Here is an 18,433-nt window from a genome sequence, read left to right as displayed (position 1 = left end):
CATCGGCGACATGCGCAAGAGCCGGCTGCTGGCGTCAGCCGGACAGGGCGGGCAGTACCTTCCCGCGATCGAATCATGCTCGTCGAGCATGCTCAGCACGTGGGCTGAGCGCCCCTGCCGGCATCAGCTGTATCGCTCGACGAGCGCGTTGCCGATCGAGGCCAGGTGGTCTCGCACACCCGGGGGGCCGGTCACTTCGAGCCATTCGACCAGCCCGGCGAGTTCGCCGGCGAGGGTGTAGTCGTCGTGGCCGCGGATCACGACGTCGATGCGTCCGTCGGTCGTGGTGCCTCCGACTTCGAGTCGGTCGCCGAACCCGATCCGGAGAATGCCTATGGCGTGGGGCGCGCAGACGGCCTGGGCCTCCAGAGGTGTTCGTCTGCGGTCGATCTCGTCGGCGATCTCCCGCCAGCTCTCGGCGAGGTCGAAGTCCTCGGGCCGGTGCACGGGATCGCCGGTCGGGTCGGCTGATGTCACGCGGTCGATGCGGAAGGTCCGTCGGCCGGTCTCGGTGTGGGAGACGAGATACCACGCCGGGCCTTTGGCGACGATGCCCAGCGGGTGGACGGTCCTCTCTGTTTCGGCACCTTTGCTGTCGACATAGCCGAGCCGCACCTGGACGCCGCGGATCACCGCGTCCTGGAGGTCGTCGAGGAAGCGAGGTGGTCGGTGCTCGACCCGGCTCGCCCCCCATCGTCGCGGGTCCATGACCAAGGATGATGCTGCTGCTTCGGCTTGGGCGCGGAAGGGTTCCGGCAGGGCTTGGACGAGTTTGCGCAGGGCTGCTTTCACGGCCGGGGTCGCGGCCGAGGCCGGGCCGGCGACCAGGAACAGGGCGCGGGCCTCACCTGCGGTCAACCCGGACAGGTCGGTACGGGCGCCGCCCACCAGGCGCCAGCCGCCGCCCCGTCCTTGCGAGGAGTACACGGGCACCCCGGCCATGGCCAGGGCGTCGAGGTCGCGGCGGGCGGTGCGCTCGGAGACCTCCAGCTCCCGGGCGACCTCTGCCGCTGTCACCTGCTCACGCCGTTGCAGCATGAGGAGGACGGCCACCAGCCGGTCGGTTCGCACGCCCATAAACTCCCACACAAACCGGTCATGAGGTGACCGGTTTCGGCGTCAGGATGGCGCCATGACCTCAACCGATTTCCCCAAGCCCACCCTCATTCCGGTCAACGGTGTGGAACTCGAAGTCTTCGAAGCGGGCCGAGAGAACGCGGGAAGGCCCATCGTGCTCTGCCACGGCTGGCCGGACCACGCCTTCACCTGGCGCCACCAGATGCCCGCCCTCGCCGCGGCCGGCTACCACGTCATCGCCCCGAACCAGCGCGGCTACGGCAACTCCTCCCGCCCGGCCGAGGTGACGGACTACGACATCGAACACCTGTCGGGTGACCTCGTCGCGCTCCTGGACCACTACGGATACCAAGACGCCACCTTCATCGGCCACGACTGGGGCGCGTTCGTCGTCTGGGGCCTGACCCTGCTGCACCCCACCCGTGTGGACAAGGTGATCAACCTGAGCCTGCCCTACCAGGAGCGCGGGGAAAAGCCGTGGATCGAGTTCATGGAAGACATGCTCGGCGGCGACTTCTACTTCGTCCACTTCAACCGGCAGCCGGGCGTCGCCGACGCCGTATTCGAAGACAACACCGCCCAGTTCCTCCGCAACCTGTACCGGAAGAACCAGCCGCCGCCGGAGCCTCAGCCGGGCATGGCACTGATCAACCTCGCCAGAGCGCAGACACCCCTTGGCGAACCCATCATGAGCGACAGCGAACTGGCCGTCCTCGTCTCCGCCTTCGAAACATCCGGATTCACCGGCGGCATCAACTGGTACAGGAACCTCGACCGCAACTGGCGCCTCCTGGCGGACGTGGACTCGATCATCCACCAGCCCGCCCTCGTGATCTACGGCGACCTGGACCCGGTCGCGAGGTCGGAAAACCTGGCAGAGTTCGTGCCCAACGTGGAAGTGGTCCGCCTGGACTGCGGCCACTGGATCCAGCAGGAAAAACCCGAAGAAACAAACCAGGCCATTCTCCACTGGCTGGACAAGCGGGATGACGCCTAACGTCTCGTGTTCAGAGTTTGGATCATGTGGCCGAGCGTGAGCGGCGGTGGCGGCGGCAGCGGTTCGGCGTTCCCGGCGCCGAAGGACTGCAGCAGGTACGCCACCAACCGCCGCGACGCCGCCTCCACCCCCTCCCCCGCACCGGCGATGAGGCCGCAGTTGGCCCTGAGCAGCAGCACCAGGTCCGCGACGTCGAAGTCGGCTCGCAGCCGGCCCGTGGCCTTGGCCCGCCGTACCATCTCGGCGAAGCCCCGCTCGGCCCGCAACCGCGTGCGCTCGTAGTCGATCGCGTCCGGGAACGCGGTGAGGAAGGCGTCGGTGAACCCCCGGTCGGCGACCTGCATCGCGCACACCTTCTCGATCGCCCCGCAGAACCCTCGCCACGGATCCGGGTCGGCCAGAGCGTCGTCCACGACCGACGCGCACGCCGCCAGCTCGTCCCTGAACACCTCCGTGATCAGGGACTCGCGGGACGGGAACCGCCGGTAGAGGGTGGCCACCCCGACCCCGGCGCGCCGGGCGATGGCCGCCATCGGCGCGTCCAGACCGCGCGCGGCGAACGTCTCCCGCGCTGCGTCCAGGATGCGCACCCGGTTGTGCCGCGCGTCCGCCCGCAGCTCCTTGGCCGACGCCAACTGAGAGGGATGATCAGCCATATTTCTCACATTAGCGTAAGTGGACGGGCCCATCCGGTTATCGAGCTAGCGTCTCCCGTATGGAGACGAATCAGATGCGCGCGGCCTTGTTCGACCGGTACGGACCGCCGGAGGAGCTGTACGTGGGCACGGTGCCGAAGCCGGTCCCCGCCCCCGGACAGGTGCTGGTGCGGGTGCACGCCGTCAGCGTGAACGGCGGCGAGGTGCACGGCCGGACGGGCCGGCTGCGCCTGGTGACCGGGCTGATGCAGCGGGGCTTCCCGAAACGGGTCGGGATCGACCTCACCGGCGAGATCGTCGCCCTCGGCCCCGGGGTGACCGGCCCGAAGGCAGGCGACCGGGTGTGGGGCGTGCTGGGACGCACGTTCGGGAGCGCCGCCGAGTATGTGGCGATCCGCCCCCGCCGTCTGTCCCCGGCCCCGGCGGGACTCGACCTGGTGACGGCCGCGGCGCTCCCGGTGGGCACGACGGCCATCACGGCGCTGCGCGACCTGGCCGCGCTCAGGCCGGGCGAACGCCTGCTCGTCCGTGGTGGCAGCGGCGGCGTGGGCGTCGTCGCGGTACAGCTCGGCCGGGCCCTCGGCGCCCACGTCACCGCCCTCGCCGGGGCGCGCAGCCTCGACCTCGTCCGCGACCTCGGCGCGCACGAGGCGTACGACTACGCCGCCGTCGCCCCGGCGGACCTGGGCAGGTTCGACGTGATCCTGGACACCGCCGGCACCGAGCACGCCGCCTTCCGACGCCTGCTGACGCCGTCCGGCCGGATGGTGGCGATCGCCTTCGACCACCGCAGGATCGCGGCGTCCCTGGCGTACATCGCCGCCTCGGCCGTTCACGGGCGGCGGCGGGTGCGCTTCTTCAGCGGCAACCCCACCACCCGGCTCTTCACCGACCTCACCCGGTACGTGGACAGCGGCGCCATCCGCCCGGTCGTGGACACGGTCTTCCCCTTCGAAGACATCGCCCAGGCACACCGGACACTGGAGGAGGGCGGCGTACGCGGCAAGGTCGTCGTACGGATCGCCTGAGAACGGCGCGCGTCGCCGGACACGCCGAACGTCCACCGCAGCGCCGCCGTCGGGAACGAGGACGGCTACTTCGATCAGATGCCGCCAGAGACAAACGGGTCCAGATTCGCGCGTCGCCCCTGGTCCCACCTTCGAGCGACGTTGACACGCATCGCGGCGTTCAAGGTGCCGGTCCGGTTCTGGTCCAGGAAAGCGAGCTGCCGCGCAACCCGGGGCGAGGTCCTCAAGACCCACCTGCGCAAGGAGACACGCGGGCCGGAAGCATTACCCGGCGCGTAATCGCCTCTCCTCAAGGGTCCATGACACCGTTCACGTGTCGTCACCGAGACACCCTGAAGGAGCACGAAGATGACCGACTACACCGCCTTGGCCGAGCGTTATGTCGCCGCCTGGAACGAGCGTGACCCCGAGGCCAGGGCAAAGGCGGTGGCCGCGCTGTGGACCGAGGACGGCGGCTACATCGACCCGCTGGCCACGGTGACCGGCCACGAGGGCGTCGCCGCCGTTATCGCCGGCGCGCAGGACATGTTCCCCGGGTTCGTGTTCACCCTGGGCGGCGCCGTGGACGGCCACCACGACACGGCCCGGTTCACCTGGCACCTCGGCCCCGAGGGCGCCGCCGAGCCCGTCGTGATCGGTTTCGACGTCGTCACGATCGCCGAGGACGGCCGGATCGGCAACGTGTACGGCTTCCTCGACAAGGTCCCCGCCTGACCGCCTCTCTACGGGCTCCCGGCCGCCCCTCCTGCCGAGAGCCCGCTCGGCCAGGCTGCCGAGTCAGTCCGACTCCCACCATTCCTTGCTCTCCCGGGCGTACATGGCCTGATCCCACCGGCGCCACTGGCCGGGGCGCTTCCCGCTGAAGTCGCCGTTTCCCGCCGCCCGTAGCGAACCGTCAGCCCAGGCACCTGCTCAGCGAAGTTCCTGGCGGCGCAGTCGTCGTGACCGTGGAGGCTCACATCACGGAGGTACGGGCCGGCTATGGCAATGCCAGTCATGCCATTCATGACCGCACGGGCGTTCAACTCCATCCGGGCGCAGGCGAGATCGGCTGTCAGGGCCTGTCGATGAAGACTGATCTCTGTCACCTGGTCAGGGCTGGCCCGCTAACGAACGGCTAACAAACGATCAAGAGGCCAGGTCCCGGATCTTGGGAACTGGCCTCTGAGCTGGTGCTTCGTGGTGGGGCTACCAGGACTTGAACCTGGGACCTCTTCCTTATCAGGGATTCTTCGGCGTGTATGGCTACCCCTGGTCGAGACTCGCTAAATGGGTAAACTTGCAGCTAGAAGACATGATCGGATGCCCATCAGTGACCAACCGTCACCGGACATGACGCTCAGTCTCACGGTCAGATGACGGTCAAACGATCAGAGGGGGTGATTTCCACTTGGGCTACTCGCGAAAGCGGATAGGCCGCAACGGCAAACCGAGGTACACCGCGTACTACTTCGACATCAAGGGGATGGAGAAGTCGGCGGGTACCTTCTCGAACAAGAAGGACGCCGACGCGGCCTGGCAGAAGGCGGAGGCCAAGGTTTCCGAGGGTCGTGCGGGCGACCCGAAGCGCGGACGTCAGCCGTTCGAGCGGTACGTCCTCGAGGTGTGGCTGCCAAACCACGAGATGGAGGCGACCACCCGTGAGAAGTACACCTACGCCATCCACAGGCACCTGATCCCGGAGTTCGGCAATCTCAGGATGATCGACATCCTGCCCGAGCACGTACGCCAGTGGATCGCCACTATGAAGAAGAACGGCGTATCGCCGGTGACCATCAAGAGCAACATGGTCATCCTCAGCGCCATCTTCACGACCGCACTTCATGACCAGGTGACCTACCTGCATCCCTGCAAGGGGGTGAAGACGCCGCCCGTCGTCCCGAAGCCGCTCACCATCATCACTCCTGAGCAGTTCAACACCCTCTATATGGCGCTCCCGGACAGCGACAGCCAGCTTCTCGTGGAAACCGCGATCGAGACGGGCCTGCGGTGGGGCGAGCTGACAGAGCTGCGCGTGAAGGACCTCGACTTCCGCTCACGCATCCTGACGGTCAGCCGTGCCGTTGTTGAAGTCAACCCGAAGTTCCACCCCAAGGGCGAGCGGTTCCTGATCAAGCCGTACCCGAAGGACAAGGAGTTCCGCCGTTTCAAGTTGACGGCCCAGATCGTCCTGAAGCTTCAAGCTCACGCCCAGGCCGAGAAGTTGGGTCGCGATGACCTGTTCTTCAGGTGGCGACACGACCCGACACCGAGAAGCCAGGTGCGAGCGGTTCCCGATCCCGACAAGCTCGGATTCACCGAGCCGAACGCAGCCGGACGGTCGTACAAGCACGGAACTCGCACCGCTTACACCACCGGGAAATGCCGCTGCGAGCACTGCCGTGCCGCGTTCGCCATCTATCGGGCGGAGCGGCGCGCCCTCGGCAAAGACAACCCGCGGCAGCCGCGGAACCGCGACACCGACGGCCACGTCCCCGCTGACTGGTTCCGTCGACAGGTATGGCAGAAGACCCTGGCCGAAGCAGACCTGGAGAGCACGGTACGGATCCACGACCTACGCCACGCCCACGCATCCTGGCTGTTGTCCGGCGGCGCTGACCTCCAGGTGGTGAAAGAGCGACTTGGACATGGCTCCATCAAGACCACCGAGAAATACCTGCACACCCTGGACGACGCCGACGAGACGGCGCTCGACGCGTTCACGAAGATCCGAAACCGCAACGCGCGCAGGTCGTCCTGACGTTGGTACGGCTCGCTCCGCTGCTGGCTACGGAGACGAGCCTCGATCCCGCTGGAGGAAACGAGGACCAGTGGCCGAGCCTATGGATGGCGCCGACCAACGACGAACCGAAAGAGTCATCCTGGGAGCGACGATCACCAGCGTGGTCGTGCTCGCTTTCATCGCCGGCTCGATCTCGTACCGGCATCTCCATCTGCTTGCGCTTCGGCATGGCGAGTCGCCCTGGACCGCTGCGCTACTGCCGCTGAGCGTCGACGGGATGGTGCTCTGCGCTTCGATGGCTCTGCTTGCTGATTCGAGGCGCGGGAGGCGCGGCGGAGTCCTGCCCTGGACACTTCTCGTGGTCGGCAGCCTCGCCAGCGTCGTCGCCAACGTGGCCGTCGCTGAACCATCCATCGTCGGCCGTGCTGTAGCAGCATGGCCGGCCTTCGCGATGATCGGCGGCTTGGAGATGGCCTTCCGGCTGGTACGGCAAAGCGTCGCCCGCCGACTCTCTCCTGAGGAGCCCACGGCCATACCAGAACCCGTATCGGGCGACGACGCGCTTCAAGCCGGCGGTAGGCCGCGCGGGCGCAGCCTTCAGCAAGAAGCATGGCAGTGGGCACTCCGAAACCGCCGCACAGACGGAACTCTGCCGCGATCCGTTGACCTCGCCCGACAATTCCACCGCAGCCCCCGCTGGGCTCGCCTCGTCAAATCGTCCGGCTTGAAGGGCACGCTGACGTAGTTGCCCCTCCTCATGGCCTCCCTTGACCCGAAGGGCGACCGCCACTGGATGGTGCGGATGTCGGTGGAGTTCTGGTTCAGGTAGTTGCGATCCTCGATCGCCCCGGAGGGCGACCGCCACGCCAGGACCGGAGCTGTTCTCCCAGACCGACCCGTTGCGATCCTCGATCGCCCTGGAGGACGACCCCCACCTGCAGCAGCTGCTCGGCCAGGTGCAGGCCCCCGCGAAGTTGCGATCCTCGATCGCCTCGAAGGGCGAACGCCACGCCTCCATTGTGTATGACGACCTGGCAGCACAAGGGTTGCGATCCTCGGTCGCCTTGAGGGCGACCGCCACCGGCGGCGGCCTTGCGGCCGGGGGCATCGTTCTCGGGGTTGCGATCCTCGGTCGCCTTGTAGGGCGACCGCCACGCGTAATCGACACTGCAACCGGTCTGCCTGTTACGCCGTTGCGATCCTCGATCGCCTCGAAGGGCGAACGCCACGCCTCCATTGTGTATGACGACCTGGCAGCACAAGGGTTGCGATCCTCGGTCGCCTTGTAGGGCGACCGCCACGCGTAATCGACACTGCAACCGGTCTGCCTGTTACGCCGTTGCGATCCTCGGTCGCCTTGTAGGGCGACCGCCACGGCATCTGAGCAGGAATTATGTCTGATCCAGCGTCGACAGCCACAAGTGCTAATTCACTTATCAAGCAGCATATCGGGTGATAACTCATCGAGGAGCCATGGCGTGTCGCATGAGCACTTGTGGTTCCGAACTACGGGGCCGTCGGCTGCGCCCGATCAGAGCTGAGGTTATAGCGCGGTGCGGGGCCAGCAAAGATCGGCGACAGCGGCTGAGCCTGGATGCGAGGTCCATGGCGCCGTCCGGGTCTTAGCAGGGATCGGGCGGCGCCTTTTTATGTGGGTCGAGACGCTACTCGGCATCCCTCCCTCTGTCTTGAAGATCCCACCTTCCGGATGGCTCCCCAACCTAACTTCTGAGAACCCTGCGCGGCCACCTCCGGCCGGCGTTGCGCTCACAGGCGCATCAGCGGAAGCAGTCCGTGTGTGAACGCGACTGAGCATCGCAATTCAGAGGTTGGTTCGGGTGCCATTCGAACACGCGTGCCATGCCGCCAGAGCCGAATTACGGCCCTGGCGGCGACGCAATAGCCACCCGCCGTAAAGGCCGGCTCGGTTGCTTCCCGGTTTTGTCGGACCCCCCTTCTATAGTCCCGAGGCAACTGTTGGTAGCGACCTGGATCTGGCGTGAGATGAACCTGTGGGCACATAGCAGCAGCAAAGACGGGGTTCGCCATGGCCTTGAAGATCATTTACGGAGTACGGCTGCTCTTGCGGGCGACTTCGCTGGGGTCTTCGGTGCCGGGGAGTTGGCTGCTTACCTGGGTCTAGTCCATGACGTGGGCAAGGGCAGCTGTTCGTGGCAGGAGGGCCTGATCGCGGCCGAACCTACCAAGAGCAGAGTCGTTGACGCCCAGGGGCAGAGCATCGATCACAAGGCGGCGGGGACGTGGCTTGCCGTTCGTGAGGCAGGGCTGGGGTTGTTCGGCATGCCCGTGCTCGGCCATCACGGTGGGCTTCCCGACATCCAGGATCTGAAGCGTTGCATTGCACTGGCCGAGACGGACGACAGGGAGCGTGTCCAGGAGGCGATTGAACGCGTCTCCAAGGTCATTCCCGAGATCGCGTCTGGACCGTTCCCTGAGCTTCCTGCCTGGGTGAAGTCAGCGCCGGATCCCCTTGCGGTGGAGCTGTTGATCCGGATGGTGTTCAGCGCTCTGGTGGACGCTGACTTTCTGGACACCTCCCGGCACTTCTCGGGGGCTCCTCGGCCTGAGCCGGCTTCGCTGGCAACGATGGCCGATGCCTTCGAAGGGGCCCGGATCGAATATCTGGCCGAGGCGAAGGCGCGGACCGGCTCGAGCCCGGTGGACGGCATTCGTGCCGAGGTGTACGACCAGGCGGTCAGCGCCGCGGCCCAGCCGCCCGGGATATTCCCCTTCCCGGCGCCCACGGGGAGCGGCAAGACGATCGCGGCGGGTGGCTTCGCCGTACATCACGCGGCTCGGCATCGCTTACGTCGCGTGATTATCGCGGTGCCGTATATGTCGATTACGGAGCAGAACGCGAAGGTGTATCGCCGCCTGTTCGGTGAGGCCAATGTCCTGGAGCATCACAGCAGTGTCGACCTGCATCGGTTGCCTGCTGGCAGGCGGTGGCAGCGGCTCGCGGCGGAGAACTGGGACGCGCCGGTCGTTGTAACGACGACCGTGCAGCTGTTCCAGTCGCTGTTTGATCGTCGGCCGTCGGCCATGCGGAAGGTTCACCGTTTGGCGGGTTCGGTCATCGTGCTGGATGAGGTCCAGTCCCTGCCGGATTCGATGCTGTTGCCGATCCTGTCCGCTCTTCGGCAGCTGACCGAGTATTTCGGTACGAGCGTGCTGCTTGCGTCGGCCACCCAGCCTGCCTTCTTCGACCTGGGCATCTTTCGCGGCCTAAAGCCGACTGAGGTGATCGCGCAGCCTCAGCCGCTGTACGAGCGGTTGCGCCGGGTCCGCTACATCTGGCGGTGTCACCCGAAACCGACCTTCAAACAGATCGCGGCCGAGGCGGCCGGCGAGCGCCAAGTGCTCCTGATCGTCAACACCACGGGAGACGCAGCTCAACTACACGAGCAGCTGATCAAGCTTTGGAAGCATGACGGCCCGGTTCTGCACCTGTCGACCCGGATGACCGCAGGTCATCGTCGTGAGGTCCTCGACGACATCTACGAGCTGGTCGGCCAGAATCAGCCCGTCGCCGTTGTGGCCACCCAGTTGGTCGAGGCGGGCGTCGACCTCGACTTTCCCGTGGTCTACCGGGCCTTGGCCCCTGCCGAGGCGTTGCAGCAGGCCGCCGGGCGGGCGAACCGAAACGGCACTCTGGCAGAAGGCCGGGTCATCGTGTTCGATCCAGCCGACGGGAACACCTGGGGCACCCGGCTGGTATACGGCGCCGCGCTGGATACCAGCAAGCGCTTCATCGGCCCCAATGCCGCAGATCCCGATGACCTGGCCGCTTTGCGGGCCTACTACCGCGCCCGCTACGCCGTAAAGAACGTCGAGGGTAGCGGCGCCGGCAGGCAGATTCAGGATCGGCGAGCCGACTTCGACTTCCCGGTGGTCGCCGAGCGCTTCAAGATGATCGAGGAACGGACTGTCCCCATACTGGTCCACCGAGGCGAGGACAGAAAACTCCATGCCCTCCGTGCTCGGCTGCGCAGTTCGGAGCGCATCGAGCCATGGGTCTTCCGCGACATTCAGCCATACCTGGCCACATTGCCCGTGAACCTGGCCAGGCAGGCCGCCGAGCAGGGGAAGGCCGCCGAGCTCATCGGCGACCTTTATGAGTGGCTCGGCGACTACGACACCCACCGAGGCATCCAATTCCCCTCCCCCGATACAGAGGACAAGGACAAGGACCAGTGAGCACATTCGAACATCCCCGCTATCCGCATGCGCCCCTGGTCGTTGAGGTGGGTGGTGAACTGGCCTGCTTCACCCGCCCCGAGCTGAAGTCTGAGCGCTTCAGCTACGAGGTGATGACGCCTTCGGCCGCCCGCGGCATTCTGGAGGCGATCTTCTGGAAGCCCGAGTTCGACTACGTCATCTGCAAGATCGAGGTTCTCAAGCCAATCCGGTGGTTCTCCATCCGCCGCAACGAGGTCAAGTCCGTGGTCTCCGAGGACTGGGTCAGGCGAGCAAGAACCGACCCCACGCTGCGCTACGACGTGGAAAACGACCGAGACCAGCGCAACACCCTGGCACTGCGCGACGTCGCCTACCGCATTCACGCCCAGGTGCAACTGCGCCCGCACGCCGATCACTCCGAGGCCAAGTACCGCGATCAGTTTCGCCGACGCGTGGACAAGGGCGCCTGCTTCTCCCAGCCCTTCCTCGGCACGAGGGAATTCACCGCCTGGTTCTCAAAGCCCACCTCCGCCAAGGCGATCGATGAGTCCCGTGATCTCGGGGTCATGCTGCACAGCATCGGCTACAGCGAGGCCGGCGAGACCTATCGTTGGTTCCTCGCCCGACTCGACTGCGGGGTCATGGCAGTGCCGCCCCAGGGCATGGAACTCCCCTCCGCCTCCCCGGCCCGGTCCCGGACGTGACGGCATGCTGATCCAGCGACTGGCCGAGCACGCCAGACAGTCGGCAGGTGCAGAGACTCCCCGCTACTACCGCAATCGGACCGTCCGGTGGGCGCTCATAATCGACCGCAAGGGGACACCCTCTCTGATAAGCCGCGCGGACAGCGTCAATAAGGCTGGCTCTTCCTTGCCAACCCCGTACCTGACCCGCACTAGCGGGGTGGCCGCCATGTTGCTCGCGGACACGCTCGAGTACGTCTTCGCGGTCGCCAAGGACGACACCGACAAGGCGCAGGCAGCGGCGGACCGCCGCAACGACGCCTATCTCGACCTGCTCAAAGCCTGGCGGGACGCGGCAACCGACCCTGTCGCCGACCTGGTGTGGCGGACCTTCCAGGCCGAACGCCACCTTGATGTCCTCGCCGACCTTCCTGATGAGGCCAAGTCCAGCGACATGGTCGCCGTTATGGTGGAGGATGAGTGGGCGCACCTGCGCCCGTCTGCCATCGCCTTCTGGGCCCAGGTGGCTCGCGACCGCAAAAGCTCCGGCAACGACGGTTTGTGCCTGGGCTGCGGCGATTACGGCGCGCTGTTGAAGACCATCCCGGAGATGGTCAAGGGCACCCTCATCCCCGTCGGCCTTGACGCGGCCGGTCGGCCCAAACGTGGCCGGGACGCCGCGCTCATCTCTGTGAACACTACGGCCCAGGGGCGGATGGGCACACTGCAGCTGGCGAACACCCCGATCTGCGAGGAGTGCGGCAGCGCGGCGATGGCCGGGCTGAACCACCTGCTGTCCGACGACCGGCACCGCCGCCGCGGCGACGACAACGTGTTCATCTGGTGGCTACGCGAACCGGCGGACTTCAACCCCCTGATCATCGACGCCCCACAGCTGAAGGATGTCGAGCGACTGTTACAGGAGGTGCACCGCGGTCAGCCCGGCACACGCGTCGACGACAACGCCTTCTACGCATTGACCTTGTCCGCGAACCAGAGCCGGGTGGTCGTCCGGGACTGGCTGGACGTCCCGCTCCCCGAAATCAAAGCGAAGTTCGCCGCGTGGTTCCGTGACATCGCCTCCACTGATCGGTGGGCCGACGGCATCAGCTACGCGCCGCTATGGCAGATGGTGCGGGCCAGTGGCCAATGGAGCCGAACCCGCAAGATCTATCGGCCGGGCAGCACCGCCCACGGCCTGGACCGCGATCTGCTGCACGCGGCACTGCACGGCACCCCGCCGCCTTCCCACATGGTGGCGCACCTGCTGCACCGGATCCGCAATGACCACCACGTCGACCTGCCGAGAGTCGCAATGCTCCGGCTTGCGCTCACTCGCCACCCGTATAAGGAGAACATCATGCCGGGCCTCGACGAGAACGCCACCGATCCCGCTTATGTTTGGGGTCGTCTGTTCGCCGTACTGGAGGCGATCCAGCATCGCGCTCTGCCCGAGGCCAACACCACCATCCGAGACCGCTACTTCGGCCTGGCCATGACGCAACCGGCCGCGACCATGCGGATGCTGCGCACGAACGCCAACGGGCACCTGAAGAAGCTCATCGGCAAAGAGAAAACCCGTCCGGCTGGCCTGGCTCTGGACAGCCGGCTTGCCACCATCAGCCAGCTGATCGACCGCGAGTCCGGACTCCCGACGCACCTGGATGCCAAGGGACAGATCCAATTCATTCTCGGTTACGACCACCAGCGCGCCCATGACATAGCTGCCGCCCGCGCCGCCAGGGCGGCCAAAGCAACCGCCGACGCGAGCCAGTCCTGACCTCACGAAAGGAAGAAGCCCTGTGACCTCAATGATTCATCTCGACCCGACCCGCAAGCACGATTTCGTGTTCCTCTTCGACGTCTACGACGGCAACCCCAACGGCGACCCGGACGCCGGCGGCATGCCGCGTACCGATCCTGAAACCATGCAGGGCCTGGTCACCGACGTCGCGATCAAACGGAAGATCCGCAACATGGTCGCCCTCCTCGGCGAGGGCAAGCCCGGCTACGACATCTACGTCGAAGCCGGCGTCTCCCTCAACTCACAACACGAGCGGGCGTACACGGAGCTCGGACTCACTGAAGGCAGGGCGGCCGAAACCTCGGCTCAGCAGTGGATGTGCCAGACCTTCTTCGATGTCCGGATGTTCGGCGCTGTCATGGCCACCGGAAAGAAGACCGCAGGACGAGTCCGCGGCCCCCTCCAGCTCACCTTCTCCCGATCCATCGACTCCGTCATGCCCCAGGAACACGGCATCACTCGCGTAACCCGCACCCGCGAAGACGACAACAAAGAGACCGAAATGGGCGGCAAAAACACCATCGCCTACGGCCTCTACCGCGGAACCGGCCACTTCAGCGCCCCCCTCGCCGCCAAAACCGGAGTCACCTCCGAAGACCTGTCCATGCTCTGGCGCGCGCTGACCCTGATGTTCGAACACGACCGGGCATCCGGGCGCGCCGAAATCACGCTGCGAGGCCTCTACATCTTCACCCACGCGGACGCCTTTGGCACCGCCCCCGCGCGCACCCTCACCGACATGGTCAAGGTCGAACGCGCCATCCCCGGTGACCAGCCCATCCGCGACTTCAACAACTACCTGATCACGATCGAGGAGACGCCTATTCCCGACGGCGTGACCTTCACTCGCGTTGTGGGTTAACCCGATTGAACGCCACGATCTAGAGTGAGCTACGGTCGAGAACGGCGCCGGCCTAGGCTGGCGAGGATCGCAACGCCGTCAAAAACACTGAACTGGGCGTCCAACCTGCCAGCGCTGGCCCGTCGGGGCCGGTGAGGGTTTTCGAAACTGCGTCTGGTAAGGATCCAATCCTTAAAACCCGTTACCCAGCACCGCCAAATGGTGGTGAGGATCGCAACCAATTTTGGAACGAAATTCCTGATGCCGACCCGGCAGCAGCGCCTCCCCTCGTGGGCGACGCTCATCTTCACCCGAATGGGTGAGTTGAAGCGATCTTAGAAAGTGATCGCCTGCGGAGGCGGTCGAGGATCGCAACCGCGTGGAGGACATCACTCGGGTTCAGTCTCAAATCGGTAGCGGCCGCTCTTCGGGGCGGCCGAGGATCGCAACAAGATCCAGGGACTACCGAAGCGTCGCTGGTCCGACCTGGTGACGGCCATCCTCCGGGCCGGCCGAGGGGCGCGACACCTGCCAAAGGCGGAGGAGTTGGAGCGTGGCGGTCGCCCTTCGGGCGACCGAGGACGTTACTTGACAACTTAGATCGCGAAGGTGTTGCTGTCGGAACTATGGAGGCATACTGCCTGTTCAGGTGCCGTGGTGGTCACCCTCCGGGGCGACCGAGGGTCGCAATCTCCTCGACTCCTTCGGGTACGGCGCCCGCCTCTACTTGGCGGTCGTCCTGCGGTGCGGCCGCATCATGTCCCTGCGGGTTGGCGGTCGCCCTCCGAGGCGACCGTGGATCGCAACTTCGGCGGCCTAATCCCGGACTGAGTGAAGCAGGGTGGCGGTCGCCCTCCGGGGCGGCCGAGGATCGCAACTGGGACCAGCTTCTCGCGCGGTGCAGCGTGCCGGGCGCGTGGCGGTCGCTCTCGGGCGACCGTAGGTCGCAACACCCTCGGCTACACGGCTGGCGCGGGGCGGACCGGTGGCGGTCGCCCTCCAGGCGGCGTTGCTTGCAACTCCCGCGGGGACATCCAGGTCCTAACCAACACCATGGTGTGGCGGTCGTCCTCCGAGGCAACCGTGGATCGCAACACCGCGGACGTCTACACGAGCATCGTGCCGGAGGTCGGTGGTGTCCGCCCTTCGGAGCGGCCGAGGATCGCGAATGTGAAACCAACGGCATGTGCATGTCTGAGTTCCTCAGTGGCGGTCATCCTTTGGGGCGGCCGTGGATCGCAACAGGTACAGGGCCACGTGTGGTTCGAGCGTTTCCACAATGTGGCGGTCGCCCCGTGGGGTGACCGTGGGTCGCAACTCGATCCTTGAGGATGAGGCGAAGAAGGCCCTGCAGGTGGCGGTCACCCCCCGGGTGGCCGTGGCTCGCAACTGGGATGCACTGGATCGGCATGGCCCTCACCTGGGGTGGCGGTCGCCCTCCGGGGCGGCCGTGGGTCGCAACCTGTTCATCGTGGGCTTCAGCCTTCGCGGTTTCAACAGTGGCGGTCGCCCTCCGGGGCGACCGTGGATCGCAACCGCTGGGCGCTCCACGGAATCGTGTGGGGCATCGCGGTGGCGGTCGCCCTCCGGGGCGACTGTGGGTCGCAACTTCAACCCGGAGACGTCGAAGCTCTACTGGTGCCCGAGTGGCGGTCGCCCTCCGGGGCGACTGTGGGTCGCAACTTATGGGCCTGAGTTTCCAGCCCCGGAGCCTCGGGGTGGCGTTCGCCCTCCGGGGCGACCGTGGGTCGCAACTCCGTGGCCGACTTGCGGCTGATCCTGCGCGGCATCGTGGCGGTCGCCCTCCGGGGCGACCGTGGGTCGCAACCAGGCGCGCAGCACGTCGGGGTAGGAGGCGATCAGTGGCGGTTGCCCACCGGGGCGACCGTGGGTCGCAACAAGGCCACCTTCGGGACGAGCGACGCGAACTTCGTGGTGACGGTCGCCCTCCGGGGCGACTGTGGGTCGCAACTTGGACAGGGTCGGGGTCAGGGGCGCGAGGTTGTCCGGTGGCAGTCGCCCTCTGGGGCGACCGTGGGTCGCAACGGGTAGTGCCGCCCGTGCGTGCCGGAGCTGCTCCTGGCGTGGCGGTCGCTCTCCGGGGCGACCGTGGGTCGCAACACGATGTCGGCGGAGAAGCCGGCCCCGATCACCTGGTGGCGGTCGCCCTCCGGGGGCGACCGTGGGTCGCAACATCGGCTTCTACCTGTACGCCCACCCGACCCGCGCCGGTGGCGGTCGCCCTCCGGGGCGACCGTGGGTCGCAACACGGCGAACCCGGCCGCGACGACCAGCGTGCTGTTCGGTGGCGGTCGCCCTCCGGGGCCACCGTGGGTCGCAACAGCTCGCGAAGCGCCACCATCGCATCGTTCAGAGTGGCGGTCGCCCTCCGGGGCGACCGTGGGTCGCAACATCTCCGACGGCAGCGCGGACGGGGCGGTCGAGTCGGGTGGCGGTCGCCCTCCGGGGCGACCGTGGGTCGCAACGGCTCGGACTGGGATTACACGGCCCTCCAGGTCAAGTGGCGGTTGCCCTCCGGGGTGACCGTGGGTCGCAACGGGCACACGTAGTCGTACTGCTCGCCGTACTTGCCGGTGGCGGTCGCCCTCCGGGGCGGCCGTGGGCCGCAACTTCACGGAGAGCGGGGAAGCGCGGACGTACGGCCTGGCGTGGCGGTCGCCCTCCGGGACGACCGTGGGTCGCAACCGCGGTGTGGAGGCTGTGGTCAACGCGGTCGGTCCGTGGCGGTCGCCCTCCGGGGTGACCGTGGGTCGCAACATCCTCGGACCCGGCGGACATCTCGCCTGGGTCGAAAGTGGCGGTCGCCCTTCGGGGCGACCGTGGGTCGCAACATCGTCACGACGTCGGACACAAGCCGCTACATCGGGCAGGTGGCGGTCGCCCTCCGGGGCGACCGTGGATCGCAACCACGTCTCGCAATGGACACCCCGACTCGGCCTCCTGGGTGGCGGTCGCCCTCCGGGGCAGCCGTGGGTCGTAACACCTGCGACGGACGCCAGACCACCGTCCGCCTCCTCGGTGGCGGTCACCCTCCGGGGTGACCGTGGGTCGCAACTTGTTGGCGTTGGAGAAGAACGTGGTGTTGGGGCCGGAGGTGGCGGTCGCCCTCAGGGGCGACTGTGCGTCGCAACTCATCCGGGTCGCGATTCTCCGCCTTACCAGCGAGGTGGCGGTCGCCCTCCGGGACGACTGTGGGTCGCAACACCAACAGCGTGACCCCCAACTTCAGCACCGACACGTGGCGGTCGCCCTCAGGGGCGACTGTGCGTCGCAACGGAACCACGTAGGTGATGCCGAGCGCGCCGAGGATGGGTGGCGGTCGCCCTCCGGGGCGACTCCTGGGTCGCAACGGTTACCGCCGTAGGCGGTCTTACGGTCCGTACCGGTGGCGGTCGCCCTCCGGGGCGACTGTAGGTCGCAACGTCCACTCCCGGCGTGTCTTGATCACAACCTCGATGGTGGCGGTCGCCCTCCGGGGTGACTGTGGGTCGCAACTACCAGTCGCCGGGTTTCGCGTTGATGAATGGGCAGCGTGGCGGTCGCCCTCCGGGGCGACCGTGGGTCGCAACATTGAGCAGGCGACCGGCCGTCAGCTCACGGAGGTGGCGGTCGCCCTCCGGGGCGACCGTGGGTCGCAACGCGATCTCGGCGTCGGTGCTGCCTTGCTTGGCCGCCTGTGGCGGTCGCCCTCCGAGGCGACCGTGGGTCGCAACTCGTCCGCTCAGGTGCCGGACGCTGACGGCACCGTCCGGTGGCGGTCGCCCTCCGGGGCGACCGTGGGTCGCAACATCGAACTCGCCGTCATTGTGTCCGCGCTCCGCGGTGGCGGTCGCCCTCCGGGGCGACCGTGGGTCGCAACACCGGGCTGACGACGAACGTGCCCGTGGTGATCGAGGTGGCGGTCGCCCTCCGGGGCGACTGTGGGTCGCAACCCGAAGATGCCCATCCTCACCACCCCCACTGGCCGAGTGGCGGTCGCCCTCCGGGGCGACCGTGGGTCGCAACACTGACCCGTCCTCGACAGACCTGTGCGCGGGCGGCACGTGGCGGTCGCCCTCCGGGGCGACCCTGGGTCGCAACGCCACGGCGGGCACCGCGAGCGGGACAGCGCCAACGTGGCGGTCGCCCTCCGAGGCGGCCGGGGAGCTTCCAGAGGTGGGGTCACAGCTGGAAGCGCTGCCATCTCTCCCTTGTCCCAGCCTTTGCGATCTGCTTAATCTACTCTCCGCAACCGAATTGGAGCTGAGAGTAATGAAGAACTGCGTAGCAAAGCCGAAGAGAGGTCGAATAACTGCTCGTCACGCAGCAACGGCTGTCTGCGTATTGGCTCTCCTCAGTGCATGCGAAGCAGAGTCTCCTTCCTCGTCGCTTCAGTCTTCAGCGCCGACTGTCTCGACACCGTCT

General features: G+C 66.7%; 12 protein-coding genes. 10 read left to right on the top strand and 2 right to left on the bottom strand.

The window, feature by feature from the left end:
* Positions 1-123: 123 nt before the first annotated feature.
* Positions 124-1,071 carry a helix-turn-helix transcriptional regulator gene (locus HHX37_RS01230; protein ID WP_182884227.1) on the bottom strand — a complete coding sequence of 316 codons (948 nt, stop codon included), beginning with the start codon at positions 1,069-1,071 and terminating at the stop codon, positions 124-126.
* A 61-nt stretch (positions 1,072-1,132) separates the two neighbouring features.
* Between HHX37_RS01230 and HHX37_RS01225 the strand changes: the two genes are divergently transcribed.
* Entirely contained in the window at positions 1,133-2,074 is a 942-nt protein-coding gene (locus HHX37_RS01225; protein WP_182884226.1) for an alpha/beta fold hydrolase, read from the top strand.
* Here the strand turns inward: HHX37_RS01225 and HHX37_RS01220 are convergent.
* A complete protein-coding gene (locus tag HHX37_RS01220; RefSeq protein ID WP_220502526.1) occupies positions 2,071-2,730 on the bottom strand; it encodes a TetR/AcrR family transcriptional regulator in 660 nt (219 codons plus the stop codon). The genes HHX37_RS01225 and HHX37_RS01220 overlap by 4 nt on opposite strands.
* A gap of 59 nt (positions 2,731-2,789) precedes the next feature.
* Here HHX37_RS01220 and HHX37_RS01215 point away from each other — a divergent pair, with 59 nt between their 5' ends.
* From HHX37_RS01215 to cas7c, 9 genes are all read left to right on the top strand, one after another.
* Entirely contained in the window at positions 2,790-3,758 is a 969-nt protein-coding gene (locus HHX37_RS01215) for an NAD(P)-dependent alcohol dehydrogenase (protein WP_259403751.1), read from the top strand.
* Between the two features lie 348 nt (positions 3,759-4,106).
* Positions 4,107-4,472: a nuclear transport factor 2 family protein gene (locus tag HHX37_RS01210; protein ID WP_182884224.1), complete on the top strand. Its 366-nt coding sequence runs from the start codon at positions 4,107-4,109 to the stop codon at positions 4,470-4,472.
* Between the two features lie 676 nt (positions 4,473-5,148).
* Positions 5,149-6,498: a tyrosine-type recombinase/integrase gene (locus tag HHX37_RS01205; protein WP_259406126.1), complete on the top strand. Its 1,350-nt coding sequence runs from the start codon at positions 5,149-5,151 to the stop codon at positions 6,496-6,498.
* A gap of 70 nt (positions 6,499-6,568) precedes the next feature.
* Positions 6,569-7,225 (top strand): DUF2637 domain-containing protein, encoded by a 657-nt coding sequence (locus HHX37_RS01200; protein ID WP_310740226.1) that lies wholly within the window; start codon positions 6,569-6,571, stop codon positions 7,223-7,225.
* A gap of 154 nt (positions 7,226-7,379) precedes the next feature.
* On the top strand, positions 7,380-7,769 hold the full coding sequence (locus HHX37_RS01195) for a hypothetical protein (RefSeq protein WP_182884223.1): 390 nt from the start codon (positions 7,380-7,382) through the stop codon (positions 7,767-7,769).
* A gap of 715 nt (positions 7,770-8,484) precedes the next feature.
* Positions 8,485-10,698, top strand: coding sequence for a CRISPR-associated helicase Cas3' (gene cas3 / locus HHX37_RS01190; RefSeq protein ID WP_182884222.1), 2,214 nt, complete (start codon positions 8,485-8,487; stop codon positions 10,696-10,698).
* The gene (cas5c, locus tag HHX37_RS01185) at positions 10,695-11,384 is read left to right on the top strand and encodes a type I-C CRISPR-associated protein Cas5c (protein WP_310740225.1); all 690 of its coding nucleotides are present in this window, start codon (positions 10,695-10,697) and stop codon (positions 11,382-11,384) included. Before cas3 ends, cas5c begins: the two co-directional genes overlap by 4 nt.
* A gap of 4 nt (positions 11,385-11,388) precedes the next feature.
* Positions 11,389-13,143: a type I-C CRISPR-associated protein Cas8c/Csd1 gene (gene cas8c / locus HHX37_RS01180; RefSeq protein ID WP_182884221.1), complete on the top strand. Its 1,755-nt coding sequence runs from the start codon at positions 11,389-11,391 to the stop codon at positions 13,141-13,143.
* A 31-nt stretch (positions 13,144-13,174) separates the two neighbouring features.
* On the top strand, positions 13,175-14,029 hold the full coding sequence (gene cas7c, locus HHX37_RS01175) for a type I-C CRISPR-associated protein Cas7/Csd2 (RefSeq protein WP_182884220.1): 855 nt from the start codon (positions 13,175-13,177) through the stop codon (positions 14,027-14,029).
* Positions 14,030-18,433: the final 4,404 nt, after the last annotated feature.

The sequence above is a fragment of the Microbispora sp. H10885 genome, assembly GCF_014161415.1.
Lineage (GTDB): Bacteria > Actinomycetota > Actinomycetes > Streptosporangiales > Streptosporangiaceae > Microbispora > Microbispora triticiradicis.
The sequence above is the reverse complement of the archived record's forward strand: the minus strand, read 5'-3'. Positions and strand labels throughout refer to the sequence as shown.

Excerpts from the sequence above, each read along its gene's own strand:
- HHX37_RS01215 (WP_259403751.1), top strand. The coding sequence starts at position 2,790 with ATGGAGACGAATCAGATGCGCGCGGCCTTGTTCGACCGGTACGGACCG.
- cas7c (WP_182884220.1), top strand. The coding sequence starts at position 13,175 with ATGATTCATCTCGACCCGACCCGCAAGCACGATTTCGTGTTCCTCTTC.
- cas3 (WP_182884222.1), top strand. The coding sequence starts at position 8,485 with ATGAACCTGTGGGCACATAGCAGCAGCAAAGACGGGGTTCGCCATGGC.
- HHX37_RS01225 (WP_182884226.1), top strand. The coding sequence starts at position 1,133 with ATGACCTCAACCGATTTCCCCAAGCCCACCCTCATTCCGGTCAACGGT.
- HHX37_RS01220 (WP_220502526.1), bottom strand. The coding sequence starts at position 2,730 with ATGGCTGATCATCCCTCTCAGTTGGCGTCGGCCAAGGAGCTGCGGGCG.
- HHX37_RS01210 (WP_182884224.1), top strand. The coding sequence starts at position 4,107 with ATGACCGACTACACCGCCTTGGCCGAGCGTTATGTCGCCGCCTGGAAC.
- cas8c (WP_182884221.1), top strand. The coding sequence starts at position 11,389 with ATGCTGATCCAGCGACTGGCCGAGCACGCCAGACAGTCGGCAGGTGCA.